Annotated in this window: 15 protein-coding genes; 2 read left to right on the top strand and 13 right to left on the bottom strand. The window is 39.8% G+C overall.

What is annotated here, in order from left to right; all coding sequences use genetic code 11:
• The 12 genes from Q0212_RS00915 to Q0212_RS00860 all read right to left on the bottom strand — a co-directional run.
• On the bottom strand, positions 1 to 516 hold a 516-nt coding region (locus Q0212_RS00915), incomplete at its 3' end, for a calcium-binding protein (protein WP_297920825.1).
• A gap of 202 nt (positions 517 to 718) precedes the next feature.
• Positions 719 to 2,146 carry an HlyD family type I secretion periplasmic adaptor subunit gene (locus tag Q0212_RS00910; protein ID WP_297920822.1) on the bottom strand — a complete coding sequence of 476 codons (1,428 nt, stop codon included), beginning with the start codon at positions 2,144 to 2,146 and terminating at the stop codon, positions 719 to 721.
• Between the two features lie 6 nt (positions 2,147 to 2,152).
• Positions 2,153 to 4,300: a type I secretion system permease/ATPase gene (locus tag Q0212_RS00905; protein WP_297920820.1), complete on the bottom strand. Its 2,148-nt coding sequence runs from the start codon at positions 4,298 to 4,300 to the stop codon at positions 2,153 to 2,155.
• Between the two features lie 90 nt (positions 4,301 to 4,390).
• A complete protein-coding gene (gene trxC, locus Q0212_RS00900; RefSeq protein WP_297920817.1) occupies positions 4,391 to 4,816 on the bottom strand; it encodes a thioredoxin TrxC in 426 nt (141 codons plus the stop codon).
• Positions 4,809 to 5,690: an alpha/beta hydrolase gene (locus Q0212_RS00895; RefSeq protein WP_297920814.1), complete on the bottom strand. Its 882-nt coding sequence runs from the start codon at positions 5,688 to 5,690 to the stop codon at positions 4,809 to 4,811. Before Q0212_RS00895 ends, trxC begins: the two co-directional genes overlap by 8 nt.
• Positions 5,690 to 6,124, bottom strand: a complete 435-nt coding sequence (locus Q0212_RS00890; RefSeq protein WP_297920811.1) for an SRPBCC family protein — start codon at positions 6,122 to 6,124, stop codon at positions 5,690 to 5,692. Before Q0212_RS00890 ends, Q0212_RS00895 begins: the two co-directional genes overlap by 1 nt.
• Positions 6,121 to 6,558, bottom strand: coding sequence for an NfeD family protein (locus Q0212_RS00885; protein ID WP_297920808.1), 438 nt, complete (start codon positions 6,556 to 6,558; stop codon positions 6,121 to 6,123). Before Q0212_RS00885 ends, Q0212_RS00890 begins: the two co-directional genes overlap by 4 nt.
• A 3-nt stretch (positions 6,559 to 6,561) precedes the next feature.
• Positions 6,562 to 7,503 carry an SPFH domain-containing protein gene (locus Q0212_RS00880; RefSeq protein WP_297920805.1) on the bottom strand — a complete coding sequence of 314 codons (942 nt, stop codon included), beginning with the start codon at positions 7,501 to 7,503 and terminating at the stop codon, positions 6,562 to 6,564.
• Positions 7,504 to 7,647: 144 nt separating this feature from the next.
• Positions 7,648 to 8,316 carry an START domain-containing protein gene (locus Q0212_RS00875; protein ID WP_297920803.1) on the bottom strand — a complete coding sequence of 223 codons (669 nt, stop codon included), beginning with the start codon at positions 8,314 to 8,316 and terminating at the stop codon, positions 7,648 to 7,650.
• Positions 8,317 to 8,515: 199 nt separating this feature from the next.
• Complete coding sequence (locus Q0212_RS00870; protein WP_297920800.1) at positions 8,516 to 9,232, bottom strand: hypothetical protein; 717 nt, start codon at positions 9,230 to 9,232, stop codon at positions 8,516 to 8,518.
• A 292-nt stretch (positions 9,233 to 9,524) separates the two neighbouring features.
• Positions 9,525 to 10,235 carry a hypothetical protein gene (locus Q0212_RS00865; protein ID WP_297920797.1) on the bottom strand — a complete coding sequence of 237 codons (711 nt, stop codon included), beginning with the start codon at positions 10,233 to 10,235 and terminating at the stop codon, positions 9,525 to 9,527.
• 441 nt (positions 10,236 to 10,676) lie between these two features.
• On the bottom strand, positions 10,677 to 11,291 hold the full coding sequence (locus Q0212_RS00860; protein WP_297920794.1) for an arylesterase: 615 nt from the start codon (positions 11,289 to 11,291) through the stop codon (positions 10,677 to 10,679).
• On the opposite strand from Q0212_RS00860, the gene Q0212_RS00855 reads away from it, so the two are divergent.
• A complete protein-coding gene (locus Q0212_RS00855) occupies positions 11,290 to 11,961 on the top strand; it encodes an ABC transporter ATP-binding protein (protein WP_297920791.1) in 672 nt (223 codons plus the stop codon). The two genes, Q0212_RS00860 and Q0212_RS00855, sit on opposite strands and share 2 nt — an antisense overlap.
• A complete protein-coding gene (locus Q0212_RS00850; RefSeq protein ID WP_297920788.1) occupies positions 11,958 to 14,387 on the top strand; it encodes an FtsX-like permease family protein in 2,430 nt (809 codons plus the stop codon). Before Q0212_RS00855 ends, Q0212_RS00850 begins: the two co-directional genes overlap by 4 nt.
• Here the strand turns inward: Q0212_RS00850 and Q0212_RS00845 are convergent.
• Positions 14,384 to 15,103: TonB-dependent receptor (locus Q0212_RS00845; protein WP_297920785.1), on the bottom strand; the 720-nt coding region annotated here is incomplete at its 5' end. The two genes, Q0212_RS00850 and Q0212_RS00845, sit on opposite strands and share 4 nt — an antisense overlap.

Raw genomic sequence — 15,103 nt, 5'->3', positions numbered from 1 at the left:
ATCAATACGGGTTAATACAACATCGCTAACATTAATATCTGATAATAATTGAATCGTATTTACTTCACTCGGCGAATACTCACTGGCGATATCTTGACCGAAACCTCGACCAAACTGATAAACATCTATACCATTACCTCCATTCAAATAATCTTTTGAATTATCTGCTCCACCGCCATTTAATAGGTCATTTCCTACATCACCTGATAGAGAATCACTACCAGCTCCGCCATTCAAGACATCATTGCCAGTGCCTCCCGTTAAGCCATCATTTCCATCCCCACCATTTAAACTATCATCACCTGCTTCTCCACTTAACGAGTCATTTCCTTCATCCCCATTCAATACATCGTTGCCATCACCACCATATAAATAATCGTTATCCAAACCACCATTTAACGTATCGTTACCTAAATCCGCTTCTAACGTATCTATACCGCCCTCACCATTTAAAACGTCATCACCAACTGTACCCACCATATAATTATTATCGGCATTACCATTAATTACAGCCATTTTAATTCTCCAAAAACAAAAAACGCCAAGCCTGCAACAGACTTAGCGTGACACTGGGTTAAAACAAAATTTAAAAAAACAGGTGTAAAAGAAAGATGCTAAAAAGTTAAATGTGCTGTCCATAGCCCTTACACCCATTGGTTAATTATTAAGCCAACTCTAACACCTAAAATAACTTAATCATAGGCTAGTTTTAACAAAATCACCTCTCCTTCAAGCTCTCATTCTTATACTCTAAGAAAGGCTTTAAGAAGTATTCAATCACACGGCGTTTGCCTGTTTTAATTTCGACAGTGACGGCCATGCCTGCACTTAAATTAACCACTTTATTTTCGAGCTGCATGGTGCTTTTTGCTAATTTGGCACGTACAGCGTAAACCAAACCCATTTTTTCGTCATTAATCGCATCATCCGACACACTCGTAACAACCGCATGAATAGTGCCATATTTGGTATAAGGGAAAGTTTGTACTTTGACTTCGGCTTGTTGATCTTCATTGACAAAACCAATATCTTGATTTTCTAAAAAGGCTTCAACTTCAACCACGTCATCTTTTGGCACAATCACCATTAAGGGTTGCGCTTCTGTCACCACACCACCAATTGTACGCACCGCCAATTGTTGTACCGTGCCATCAACAGGTGCAGTTAACTTCATTAAACCATGACGAGAATCGGCTTTAATTAACTCTTGTTCCAAAGCAGCAATACGCTGACTGGCTTCATTTAAACTATCTAAATGTGTACGTTTGGTTTCTGCTAATAATGCTTGCTTTTGTTCTTGAATACTGTCTAAAGCAGCTTTTAACTCTTGTAAACGACTTTTACCTGTTGCTAATTGCCCTTCTTGGTCTATTTTTTGTTGCTCACGTTGCAAATAAGCATCTTTAGGCACATTGTCGTTGTCGGCTAATTGTTTAAAGTTTTCAGCACGTTGACGAGAAATAGGTAAACTTTTTTCCAAACTATTAATTTGAGCTTGAATAGATTTTTGCTCTGCCTGCTTTTTCACAATATCAGCATCTAACAAAGCTAATTTGCTTTGGTATTCTTTATATTGACCTTGTAATAAGGCATCTGCTTCAACAAATTGGTTTTCAGTGACTTGTGATGGACGCAATAAGACAGGATTTTGTTGTTGGTCTAGTGCTTTTAACATAGCCTGCGCACGTGCCTCTTGTAAGCGATTTAAAGCTAATTCGCTGCTCACACGGTCTTTATCTGCTTGCGTGGTAGTGGCATCCAATTCAATTAACACATCGCCTGCTTTCACTTGTTGACCATCTTTGACATGAATCGCTTTAATGGTAGATAACTCAAACGGCTGAATAACTTTTGTGCCTGCATTGGGGACAATTTTCCCTTGTGCGGTGGCAACAATATCTATTTTGCCAAAACATGCCCACAACAAGGCAATCAGGGTAAAACTAATCACTAACCACATGGCGACACGTGGTGCAGGTGACACAGGTGTTTCTTGTAATGACAAGGCAGCAGGCAAAAACTCCGCTTCGTGGGGCTGCAAACCTTTGCTATCATTTTCATGGCGATTTTGCCAAGCAATCGCAAAAATTTGCTTATAACGGCCAAATAAATCTGACCATGCTTGTAAATGGGTTTTAAGGCTCATGGTGATTTATCCTTGCTGCATACTGTGTAAATGGCTATACATACCTTTGGGATTAGCTAATAACTCTGTATGTGTTCCTTGTTCAATAATTTGGCCTTTTTCAACCACAATAATCCGATTAGCATCACGCACTGCCGATAAACGATGGGCAATGATAATTACCGTTCTACCCTTACAAATGGCTTTCATATTTTGTTGAATAATTCGTTCTGATTCGTAGTCTAAAGCACTGGTTGCTTCATCAAAAATCAAAATCCGTGGATTGGTAATTAAGGCACGAGCAATAGCAATACGCTGACGTTGGCCACCTGATAATGATGAACCATGCTCACCCACTAAGGTGTCATAACCTTCAGGTAACTCGGTAATAAACTCATGTGCACCTGCCAATTTGGCGGCTTGCATAACCACAGGTAAGGGAATACTTGGGTCAGCTAAAGCAATATTTTCCCGAATGCTACGATTAAACAACACGTTTTCTTGCAACACCACACCAATTTGGCGGCGTAATGAAGAGGCATCGGCTAAGGCAATATCTAAACCATCAATTAACACTCGTCCCTTTTCGGGTAAATACATGCGCTGAATCAGTTTGGTAATCGTGCTTTTTCCTGAGCCTGAACGACCAACCACACCAATCACTTCACCGGCATTCACACCCAAGGTCATATTTTTAATCACTTCGGGCATATCTGGACGATAGCGAAACACCACTTGATCGAGTTGAATTTGGCCACGAATCGGTGGTAAAGCGGTTTTACTGTTCGCAATTTCGGTACGGGTATTTAAAATATCCCCCAAACGTTGAATCGAAATCCCTGTTTGTTGAAAGTCTGTCCATAATTGGGCAAGTCTCATGACTGGCGACATCACCTGTCCTGACAACATATTAAAAGCAATTAATTGCCCGACCGACAAATCGCCTTGAATCACTAACTTTGCACCAAAATACAAGGTAGCAACGGTGACCAATTTACTAATGAGCGTAATACCGCCATTAGCCAACATACTGACTGTGGCCGTTTTAAAACCCGATGACACATACGCGGCTAATTGATTGTCCCATTTGCGTGTCCATTGTGGTTCTACAGCAGTGGCTTTAACCGTATCAATACCACTAATGGTTTCGACTAAAAAAGCTTGATTTTCTGCACCACGATTAAATTTCTCATTTAAACGTGTACGCAAAATAGGTGTAAAAACTAATGAAATCAATACATAACAAGGAATAGCACACAACACGATTAGTGTTAGCCATTTGCTATAAAAAAACATCACGGCAATAAACACTGTAGCAAAAAACAAATCTAACACTAAGGTAATGGCATTACCGGTTAAAAAGCTGCGAATGTTTTCTAGCTCACGGACACGGGCAACAGAATCACCAACACGTCGTGCTTGAAAATAACCAAGGGGTAAATTTAATAAATGCCTAAACAGTTTTGCGCCAAGTTCGACGTCTATTCGGCTGGTGGTATGGGCAAACACATAACTGCGTAACGTGGTTAAGGTAATTTCAAATAACACCACCACCACAAAAGCAAAAGCAATCACATCTAAAGTGCTAAAACCTTTATGCACTAAGACTTTATCCATCACCACTTGAAAGAATAAAGGCGTGACTAAGCCAAAAAACTGCAAAATAAACGAAACAAATAAGACTTCTACTAATAACTTACGATATTTAATAATGGCAGGAATAAACCAACTAAAATCAAATTTTGCTAACTCGCCAGCTAAAGACGCACGCGAGCTAAATAAAATCATCTCACCCGACCAACGTGCCGCCAACTGTTCTTGACTAATAATTTCTGGACGCTCAACCGTTGGATCATGAATTAAAACTTTATCGCCATCCATACGGGCAATAATAAAAAAGCTGCCGTCTTTAGCGGCGGCAATTGCAGGCATGGGTGTTGTGGCTAAACGACTTAATTGTGGTTTGACCTTTTTAGTCATTAAACCAAGTTTTTTAGCAGCTAATAAAATTTCGGTAGTGGTAAACGATTTACCTGTTTCTTTAAATTCGTGAGCAATTTGATGAGGATCAACCGCAATCGAATGAAAACGTGCCAACATCACTAAACAGGCTAAACCTGTATCAATATTATTTGGCGTGGGTATGGTTGTTGGATTAAGGGTTTCTGATGACACGAATGACTTCCGATGTTTGTACTTAAAATAAAAAAGGCTCTATATTTTTAGAGCCATATTATACATTAGAAATGTGTGTAAAATGTGAAGTTAAGCTGTTAACCATTGCACTAATTGCGGAGCAGACATTGCTCCAGCAACACGTTTTTTCTCATTCCCTGATTCAAAGACCATTAATGTCGGAATACTGCGAATGCCATAACGAGCTGCTATTTGCTGCGCTTCTTCAGTATTGACTTTGGCAAACACATATTGGCCATTTAAAGCTTGTGCCGCTTTGGCAAAATGTGGCGTCATCATTTGGCAAGGTTGACACCAACTTGCCCAAAAATCGACAACCACAGGTAGATCGTTACGACTGATAAATTTATCAAAATTATCATTTTTTAATTCAACAGGCTCGCCTGTTAATAATAATTGATGACATTTACCACATTTGGGCTGTTGATTTAAACGCTGTTTGTCAAAACGATTAACTGCTTCGCAATGAGGGCAAACATAGTGAATATTAGTCATCTGTGGTCACTCCTGCCAAAAAGCGTTTTACTGCACTAATTACTTGTTCAACATTATCATCAATATGTAAATGATGGCCGCCTGCTAATTTTACGAGCTGCAAATTTGGGTGTGCAGCAACTCGACGTTGATAATCTTCAACATTAAAAAAAGGTAAGGTTTTTTCGGCCATGATTAATAAGGATGGAGCGGTAATAGCGGCTAAATAAGCACAAACTTGTTGTTCATAAAAGCGTGTTGGTGAGTTAAGTCGTAAACGTTTATCGGTTGACCAAATTAAACCGCCCTCCACTGCTTTAGTGCCTCGCGCACACAACAATTGTGCAGCTTGCTCACCCACAGGTAACAAACCGTTCATCCGCGCTTTAACGGCAACATCAAATGAGGGAATCACTCGTGGTGCTTCATCAAAGTCTTGCCATTCCACTAAAGAAGTACGCAAATACTCTACTGCTTTGTCGGCAGGGCCTGTATAAGGGCCTAAACCCTCAATCATAATTAATTTTTCAATATATTCAGGCATTGCCGCCGCAAATAAGGCGGCAATGCCTGCCCCCATCGAATGACCAACAATACTAAAACGTGTCCAACCGAGTTGCTTAACCACTGCTAAAACATCATCCACATGATCGATAAGATGATAACGCACACCTTTGGGTCGATGTTCACTATAACCATGCCCCGCAAAATCTAAGGCAACAATATAATAATCATCTAAGGCTGGAGCGAGTAAATCAAAACTCGCCGCATTATCTAACCAACCATGCAAAGCCAATAACGGCTTTTTTTCTTTATCATGCCAACAACGTGCAGCAATTAAACGCCCATTAACGTTAAAACCACGCTCATGTCGTTCTTCGACAGGTTCTATCATTACAAACTCTTTTTCGCTAATTTTGCTAAACCGCGTTTAATACCTTGACCTAAGCCAACTTTTAACGCTGGCCCTAATAAGGGCACAACACCTGTAAAGGTAATGGTGTAACGTAAACGTGTGCCACCATTATAAGACTCAAATAACATCACCCCTAAATGGTCTTTAATGGGTGCATATTTGCTAGTAACACGATATTCAATTAATTGATTAGCTTGAAAGGCCGTCACGGTTTCTTCAACAGGAATTAAGGGAAAAGCGCTGAGCTTACGCACAGAACCTACGCCATTAACATCACCTTGACCATCTTTAATACGAGTCACTTTAAAGGGAAAGAAAATCTCGCCTAAGTTGTTATGATCACCAATCCATTTAAAAATTTTCTCAACAGGTTGCGGAAAATCATAAATAATTTCAATACGTTGTTGTTTCATTTTTGCACCTTCTCAACAGTAAGAACCATATCGTGTACGGCAATAACTTGTACATGTGTACCCACAGGCAAATCTTCACCTGTTACCTTCCACCAACTATCATCCACATTTATTCGACCAACACCATTGCTGATTGGCTCACTTAAAATGGCTTGTCGGCCAATTAAATGACGAGTGCGATTATTTAAACCACTCGCCGCATCATGATGCGGCTGATGTGCTGGTCGTATTTTTTTCCAAACCAATAGGGCAATCACACTTAATACTGCAAATGCCACCCATTGACTCAAATAATCTTGACTAAAATAAGCAACGACGGTCGTGCCTGCGGCTGCGGCTGCCATCGCTAAAAAGAAAAATGTGCCAGTGAGCATTTCAACAATGAGCAATAAACAGGCAAATGCTGCCCATAACCAATAAGGCTCTTGCCACATAGATCACCTCAAATTAGAACGCTGTGGAGTGGGTGTTTGCTCAGTTTTTAACTCCGTGACTAAATCTTTAATACCTGCAATTGAGCCAATCACGCCAGATGCCTCAAGTGGCATCATCACTAATTTATTGTTAGGAGCTTTGGCAATTTCGCCCAAGGCTTCAATATATTTTTGTGCGACAAAGTAATTGACTGCCTGTAAATCACCTTGAGCAATCGCTTGTGATACCACTAAAGTCGCTTGTGCTTCGGCTTGTGCTTGACGCTCACGTGCTTCTGATTCTAAGAATGCCGCTTGTCGATCCCCTTCTGCTTTGAGAATTTTGGCTTGTTTATCGCCTTCTGCGCGTAAAATTTCGGCTTGACGATGACCTTCGGCATCTAAAATTTGTGCCCGCTTAGTACGCTCTGCTTTCATTTGTGAAGCCATTGCTTCAACCAAGTCATGTGGCGGGGTAATATCTTTAATTTCTACACGGGTAATTTTTACCCCCCAAGGGTTGGTAGCTTGGTCGATGGTACTCAATAATTGAGCATTAATTTGATCACGTTGTGACAACATCGCATCCAATTCTAAAGAGCCAATCACTGTCCGAATATTGGTCATGGTTAAATTGCGAATGGCGTATTCTAAATTACTGACTTCATAAGCCGCTTGAGCCGCTTTAATAATTTGAAAGAAGCAGACCGCATCAATCGTCACCATCGCATTATCACGCGAAATCACTTGTTGTGGCGGCACATCTAAAACTTGCTCCATCATATTGAGCTTAGCCCCAACTCTCTCCACAAATGGCATCAAAAAATGTAAACCTGGTTGTAATGTTTTTGTATAACGACCAAAAGACTCGACGGTATATTCATAGCCTTGTGGTACTTGCTGAATCGACTTATACGCCAAAACAATCGCAAAACCAACAAACATAAAAACGACGAAGCTTCCCATGTCTTACTCCACTTTTTTGAATCTGATAATAAACAGATTGATACAAGCTGTTCTTGTACCTTGTTTTTAGGCGATCAGGCAAGCAATAGTCAACGAAAAAACACAAAAAAAGGCCTCAATAGAGGCCTTTAATCAAAGAGAAAGTTACTCCATATAAGTAAAATCAAGCGCATCCTTACCTTCACGATAATAAGGTAGTTGTAACATACGCGCTAATCCCACCATTGTTGTATATGGCCCTGTTCTTTGAACAAAATTAATTGCCCATGCTGGTGTTACCCCACCTGGATCAACATAACCATCAACCTCAATTCTTGTGGTGGCTTTATCGATTGGCGTAAATTTTAAATAATAATTTAAAGCTGCAACACGAACTTTACCCGGTTGTTCAGGCATAAACTCTGTCATTGACGACAATTTCATAGCCATATAACCACGTTTAGCCGTAAATGGCTCAATTTGAGCACGAATAATCGCATCACGATCTGGAATTGTTAGAGGAGCATTAAACACTTGATAATAATAATATTCTTTATCACTAACTTTTTTTAGCAAGCGCGACTCTTTGGTCTCCCAAAACCAACGTTTGATATTTTCTACGTCAAAATGTACTCGTGCTACTGTCTCCAAATCAGCTTGAGCAATCATTTCAATTTTGAATGAGCGAATATTTTTACCATCTTCACGTTTTGCCCACGTCGTAATATTTTTTAAGTTATCTTTTTTAACAACAATCCATTCATTGGCACGTTTACTATCGGCACGTAATTCTTCTAAATCATCACCTTTTGCCGCTAAAGCAGTTGTCGGCATAGATACGATAGCCATAGTTGTTAATAACACAACAGCAAGTTTTTTTAATATATCATCTTCCTCTTTTGGATTTGTTTTTAATGACTCGCTAATTATCTAAGTTATTGCTTTTGCTAGTCATTGGCTAAAAGCCTTGCCATCCATCTAATTTTTACCATAACAAATAATAAAGCCTCCAACATTGGAGGCTTTATGACAATTATTCAATATAAGCAAAGTCCATTTGTTCCTTACTTTCTCTGTAATAAGGCAACTGCACCATACGCGCTAAACCCAACATACTAATATATGGCGCACTACGCTGGACGAAATTAATTGTCCATGCAGGAATAATTCCGCCTGGATCAATATAGCCTGCTGATTCTAAACGAGTAGTATTTTTATCTATTGGAGTAAACTTAATATAGTAGTTCTGAGCAGCAACTCGGGTTTTACCCGGTTGCTCGGGCATAAAATCAGGTGCAGCTTTTAAATTCATTTGCATGTAGCCACGTTTAGCAGTAAATGGCTCTATAGTCACATGAACAATCGAATCACGATCAGGCACAGTTAATGGTGCATTATAAACCTGATAAAAATAATACTCTTTATCATTTACTTTCTTTAATAAACGCGATTCTTTAGTTTCCCAAAACCAACGCTTAATATTTTCTACGTCAAAATGCACCCGTGCCAACGTTTCTAAATCAGCATCTACTACCATATCAACTTTAAACGAGCGAATGCTCTTACCATCCTCTCGTTTTGCCCACGTAGTAATATTTTTTAATTTATCTTTTTTGACTAAAACCCAATCATTGGCTCGTTTATTATCTACACGCAACTCCTCTAAATCATCTGCTTTATCCGCAAATGACGTTATTGGTGTTAAAGTGGTCAATGTAGCAAAAGCCATAATGGCTATTTTTTTCAACATCAAGTCTGCTCCTACAGCAAGTTTTTGATTTTTATAGTGCTATAGCTAAATTTTTATAAATTTATCGTTATCACGGTTTATTGATAGTCTGTTGATAACACAGGAATAGCAATAGGTTTTATAATTTTTTTTAACATTTAAAACCTATCTTTTGAAGATAAGACAGTTTTGAAAAGCTGACAAGATAATTATTTAAATTTTTTACCCCCTAAAAAAGCTCAGCCCCCCAAATGGGGGGCAGAGCTTTTCGCTGGTTACGGATACACGTAAACCACTTTTAAAAAATAATCATTTATTCCATATAAGTAAATGGTGATGGTTCGCCTAATGTGCCATTGTGAGCGGCCATGTTAACTTGACGTTGCAATCCCAACATTGTTGAATAAGGTGCATTACGTTGCACAAAATTCATCGCCCATGTTGGTGCAATTCCACCTGGATCAACAAAACCTTCAGCCTCAATACGCACCTTATCTTTTGCTAACGGTGTCATTTTTACGATCATATCTTGCTCTTGCACACGGACAAAATTACCTTGTGCTGGCAAATAATCTGGCACCGCTTTAATGCTTAACTGCATATAACCTTTTTTAGCACTATATGGTTCAACCACAGCATGTAAAACAGCATCACGATCTGGCATAGTAACGGGTGCGTTATACTGCATATAATAATAATATTCAGTACTAGAGACTTTTTTCAACAAACGTGAATCCATCGTTTCCCAATACCAGCTTTTGATTCTATCAATATCAAAATGAACACGAGCCACGGCATCTAAAGAGCCTTCGATAATCGCATCAACTTTAAAATTGATTCGTTTAGCATCACCCTCACGAATATAAGTTTTAATATTACGTGTAGCATCATGCTTGACTAATTGCCACTCTGCTTTATTACGCTCAGGACGAACACCTGATAGCTCATCTGCCGCATAAGAAGCAGGGACAGTACCCAACATTAAACATGCTGCAATTCCTAAAACACTGACTTTTTTAAACATGATTGAACTCCTTCGAAACCCTATAAAATAAGCAATATACTCAGAGCAAGAATATTTTGTACTTACTCGCCAATTTCGGAAAAACGTGTAAGTCACTTTTCTAGCTTTGAGCCTTATTTTAAAAGCCGTTCATGTTGCTAATAATTTTTATAAAACATGTCAGGCTTATGCTTCAGCTAGTGTGCATAAGGTACTGTCTCTTGATGAAGAATACTGCCAAACGAATCACATTCAATTTGAGTCACATCCAGCAAAACCCAGCTTATTTGTTACATAATATTTCAAAACAAAAAAAATTAATTGACTTATATCCAGAAATAGAATTTGAATACAATTGTACTTTTGTGAAACATATCACATTTTTTATCCAGTTGTCGTGTTTTTTGTTCCGCTCATCCAAATATCAGAATATAGAAATGTTAGAAAAACTAAAAATTTAACTCATTTTTGTTTCCATACTTTCTCCATAATTGGCCACACATTTTGTAGTAACCTATCTTGCCCTTTTTCATTAGGATGAATGCCATCCGCTTGCATTAAATCGTCATTTCCGCCCACACCCTCAAGAAAAAATGGCACAAACGGGACTTGTTCTGTGTTTGCGACATCAACAAACGCTTTCTCAAAAGCTTGGTTATAAGCCTTACCATAATTAGGCGGAATTTTCATTCCTAATAACACTACTTTTATCTTTTGTTGTTTGGCTTGTTGAATCATTTTTTGTAGATTTTGTTGCATCAATTTAGGTGGCTGACCACGTAAACCATCATTCCCCCCCAATTCCAATATCAGAATTTGAGGCTGATATTGACTTAACACCTGCGGTAAACGGCTTAATCCGCCTGAAGTTGTCTCGCCACTAACACTGGCATTAATCACTTGATAGGGCTTTTTGTGTTGTTTGAGCTTTTGTTGGAATTTTGCAACCCAGCCTTTGTTGACTTCTATGCCATACGCCGCGCTGATACTATCACCAAAGACCACAATGCTGGCTGCATAAGCCGTATTGAGTCCACCTACCAAGATTAACATGATACCAAGCCAAAATTTTGCCATGACTACACTCACACCCGCTTTACTTGTTGCCAACCTTAACAAAACTATCGCCACTGCGGAGCATTCGTTGACGATTTTGCAACAGATTGATTTGCGTATCGAACAAGGCTCTACGGTTGCCATTGTCGGTAGTTCTGGCTCTGGCAAATCGACGTTATTAGGACTATTGGCAGGCTTAGACACACCCAGCTCTGGGTCTATTCAGCTATTAGGTCAGGAGTTAAGCACTTTATCTGAAGATGAACGTGCTAGTTTACGTCAGCGATATGTTGGCTTTGTCTTTCAATCGTTTCATTTATTGCCCCATTTAACGGCTTTAGAAAATGTCTTGCTGCCACTCTCGTTAAGTAAAAATACCGATACAACATGGGCAAAAAACTGTTTAGAGCAAGTCGGTTTAGGGCATCGTTTGCACCATACGCCCAAACAACTGTCTGGTGGTGAGCAACAACGTGTTGCCATTGCGCGTGCTTTTGCCTGTAAACCTAAAATTTTATTTGCCGATGAACCAACAGGTAATTTAGATAGCCAAACGGGGCAGCATATTATTGATTTATTGTTTAATTTGAATACGCAACATGGCACAACTTTAGTGTTAGTTACCCATGACTTAAAACTTGCCGAGCGTTGTCAGCAACGTTTAACCTTAGCGCAAGGACAAATGTTATGACATGGCGTTTATTTTGGCGTGAATTACGCGCAGGTGAATTTACTTTACTGATTGCCGCGCTGATTTTGGCAGTCACAGCCACCACAACTTTAAGCTTTTTTACTCACACCTTAGCCCAAGCCATTAATCAACAAGCCGCACGTTTATTGGCTGCTGATGTGGTTGTCGTCAGTAGTCGTCCATTACGTGATGATTGGCCTAAACTGGCTCAACAACACCGTTTACAAACCAGTCAAACCATTGAATTTGCCACTGTTGCTCAACAAGGTGACAATTTTCAACTAAGCAGCATTAAAGCGGTTGCCGATAATTATCCTTTGCGTGGCACACTTAGCACACAACCTAAAATGACCACTCGCACGCCCGCACAAGGCACAGTATGGGTCGAAGAGCGTTTGTTAAATTTACTCAATAGCCAAGTCGGTCAACGTATTACTTTAGGTGAAGCGGAGTTTATTATTGCCGCCACCATTGCCGTTGATGCCGATATGGGCGGTAGCTTTTCGGCTTTTTCGCCCAAAATTATTATCAATATTGCGGATGTACCCAAAACCAATGCCATTCAACAAGGTAGCCGAGTAAATTATCGTTTTTTAGTGGCAGGTAAAAGCCAAGCTGTTAGCCAATTTTCTCAACAAGCCAAAGACCAACTCAATGATTACGAACGGCTACGCGATATTCACAGCGCCAATAAACAACTCAGTAAACCGATTATTAATGCCAATAGTTATTTAAGTTTAGCCAGTATTGCCAGTGTGTTATTGGCAGGTATTGCCGTTGCTTTGGCCGCACAACGTTTTAGCCAACGGCATTTTGATAGTTTTGCGCTAATGAGATGTTTGGGCTATTCACGCCAACAATTGATTAACGTGTATGCCAGTCAATTAGCGGCAGTGAGTGGTTTTGGTTTAGTGATTGGTAGCAGTTTAGGTTTGGCATTTTCGCTGCTATTGTTTGAATTATTAGGTCAATTTTTGCCTGTTAGCGATTTGAGTTTTGATTTTATTCAACCCTTAATCACAGGTTTAAGCACTGCCCTCCTGACGCTGATTGGTTTTGCGCTGCCTGCCTTTTTACGTTTAGCACAGGTGTCACCGTTACGCGTGATGAGACGCGAATTAACACCCGTTTCTTTGTCGATGCTGAGCAGCACAGGCATTGCTTTAGTCGCCTTATTTATTTTATTGAGTTTAGAAACAGGCAATATCACCCTCACCGCTATTGTTTTAGTCGGCGGTTTGCTGCTTGCTGGATTATTAGGTGTATGTTGTGGGTGGTTATTAGGGTATTTACGTACTCGCATTAAGCAGCAAGCCTTTGCTAATTTAACGCGCCAACCCCAACAAACGATTGGTCAAATTTTGGCCTTAGCGTTGGGTTTTACGGCAGTGTTATTAGTGATGGTATTACGCAGCGATTTATTTCAACAATGGCAAACCGACCTCCCCCCTAATACCCCGAATCATTTTGCTGTGACTATTCCCACCGAACAAAAAGATAACTTGCAACAACAATTAGCACAACGAGCTTGGAGCACTACCCCTTTTTATCCTGTTGTGCGTGGTCGATTAGTTGCTATTAATGGGGAAGCCACTAAATCATCGCAAAAAGACGAAGATAAACAAGACAACTCGTTAAATAGAGAACTGAACTTAACATGGACGAATACACTACCAGCTAATAATGAAATCGTTTCAGGTCAATGGTTAACAGGTCAACAAGCGGAAGTATCGGTCGAGAAAGACCTTGCCGAACGACTCAAGCTCAAACTCGGCGACACACTCAGTTTTCAAATGGCCGAAGGTAAAGTGGATGTAAAAATCACCAGTTTACGCACCGTCGATTGGGACAGTTTTCAGCCCAATTTTTTCTTTATTTTTCCTGAGCCTGTCTTAAAAAATTATCCTGCCAGTTATTTAACCAGTTTTTATGTTCCTGCTAAAGATAAAACACAAATGGCGGACATTATTCGCCAATATCCAACCATTATTTTTATTGATATTGCCGCCACACTTAATGAAGCACAAAAACTGTTGGCACAACTCAGCCAAGGTATTTTGGTGATTTTGGTGTTTGTGGTGTTGGCAGGCTGTTTGGTGTTAATTGCCAGTTTAGCGGCTAGTTTTGATAGTCGCTTGCATGAAGCTGCTTTATTGCGAGCATTGGGGGCAAAACGTCAACAACTACAATGGCGTACAGGCATTGAATTGGCAATTTTAGGCGCATGGGCAGGTTTATTAGCCATCTTATTAACTGAAATTATTACCGCATTAATTAGTGTATTTTTATTAGAAGGCAAAGCGCATATTCATGCTTGGTTATGGGTCACGCCGTTAGCCAGTGCGAGTTTAGTATTAGTGATTGGCTTATGGCATTTACGCAAAACATGGCAAGTTTCACCGATGGTGGTGTTAAAAGAGGTTTAGAAACTTAGTTCAAAACCCAACGTAATCGTGCGGTCTAACTGTGGCAATTGCACCAAAGACCGCTTTGACGAACCACCTGCATGGTAATATTTACTAGAGGCAATATTTTCGATACGCATAAATACATCAATGCCTTGTATTATTTGAGGATAACCTGCATACAAGTTAAATAATTGATAGGAAGGCACAGTGATAGCTCTACCACCATCACTAGCTGAACTTGGCACACGACTTTGACCAACAAAATACATACTAGGGCTAATAAACCAGCCTTGCTTATGGTGCCATGTTGCCCCCAATTTTAATTTGTGTTTGGCATTATAGGGTAACTCTTCTTCGCCTTTATTCGTGCTTAAATGACCATAGGTAAACGAGTAATGTCCCCAAAGCTCATAATGTTGCTGCCAATAACGGCTACTTAACTCCACACCATAGGCAACACTTTCGCCCAAATTGACATTGTGGTCGGTATTTTTAATCCAACCGCCATTAATAAACTCACTGACAGGATTGGCAGTAGGACTGGCAAATAAAATCAAATTTTGTAAGTGAGAACCATAAGCAGTACTAATCAATTGCCAATGTTCGTTTAATTCTTGATTGATGATCAACTCGACTGCTTTTGCCGTTTCTGGCTGTAAATCTGGGTTAGGAACTCTAAAGGTATCGGCAAGATAACGACCTTGACTATCCTGTTGACCTGTAAAGATCGGAAG

It is taken from the genome of uncultured Agitococcus sp. (genome assembly GCF_937920075.1).
Classification (GTDB): Bacteria; Pseudomonadota; Gammaproteobacteria; order Pseudomonadales; family Moraxellaceae; genus Agitococcus.
The sequence above is the reverse complement of the archived record's forward strand: the minus strand, read 5'-3'. Positions and strand labels throughout refer to the sequence as shown.

Bases quoted from the DNA above. Each gene is read 5' to 3' on its own strand.
- Q0212_RS00910 (WP_297920822.1), bottom strand. From the start codon at position 2,146: ATGAGCCTTAAAACCCATTTACAAGCATGGTCAGATTTATTTGGCCGT.
- trxC (WP_297920817.1), bottom strand. From the start codon at position 4,816: ATGACTAATATTCACTATGTTTGCCCTCATTGCGAAGCAGTTAATCGT.
- Q0212_RS00895 (WP_297920814.1), bottom strand. From the start codon at position 5,690: ATGATAGAACCTGTCGAAGAACGACATGAGCGTGGTTTTAACGTTAAT.
- Q0212_RS00890 (WP_297920811.1), bottom strand. From the start codon at position 6,124: ATGAAACAACAACGTATTGAAATTATTTATGATTTTCCGCAACCTGTT.
- Q0212_RS00885 (WP_297920808.1), bottom strand. From the start codon at position 6,558: ATGTGGCAAGAGCCTTATTGGTTATGGGCAGCATTTGCCTGTTTATTG.
- Q0212_RS00880 (WP_297920805.1), bottom strand. From the start codon at position 7,503: ATGGGAAGCTTCGTCGTTTTTATGTTTGTTGGTTTTGCGATTGTTTTG.
- Q0212_RS00875 (WP_297920803.1), bottom strand. From the start codon at position 8,316: ATGCCGACAACTGCTTTAGCGGCAAAAGGTGATGATTTAGAAGAATTA.
- Q0212_RS00870 (WP_297920800.1), bottom strand. From the start codon at position 9,232: ATGTTGAAAAAAATAGCCATTATGGCTTTTGCTACATTGACCACTTTA.
- Q0212_RS00865 (WP_297920797.1), bottom strand. From the start codon at position 10,235: ATGTTTAAAAAAGTCAGTGTTTTAGGAATTGCAGCATGTTTAATGTTG.
- Q0212_RS00855 (WP_297920791.1), top strand. From the start codon at position 11,290: ATGACTACACTCACACCCGCTTTACTTGTTGCCAACCTTAACAAAACT.
- Q0212_RS00860 (WP_297920794.1), bottom strand. From the start codon at position 11,291: ATGGCAAAATTTTGGCTTGGTATCATGTTAATCTTGGTAGGTGGACTC.
- Q0212_RS00850 (WP_297920788.1), top strand. From the start codon at position 11,958: ATGACATGGCGTTTATTTTGGCGTGAATTACGCGCAGGTGAATTTACT.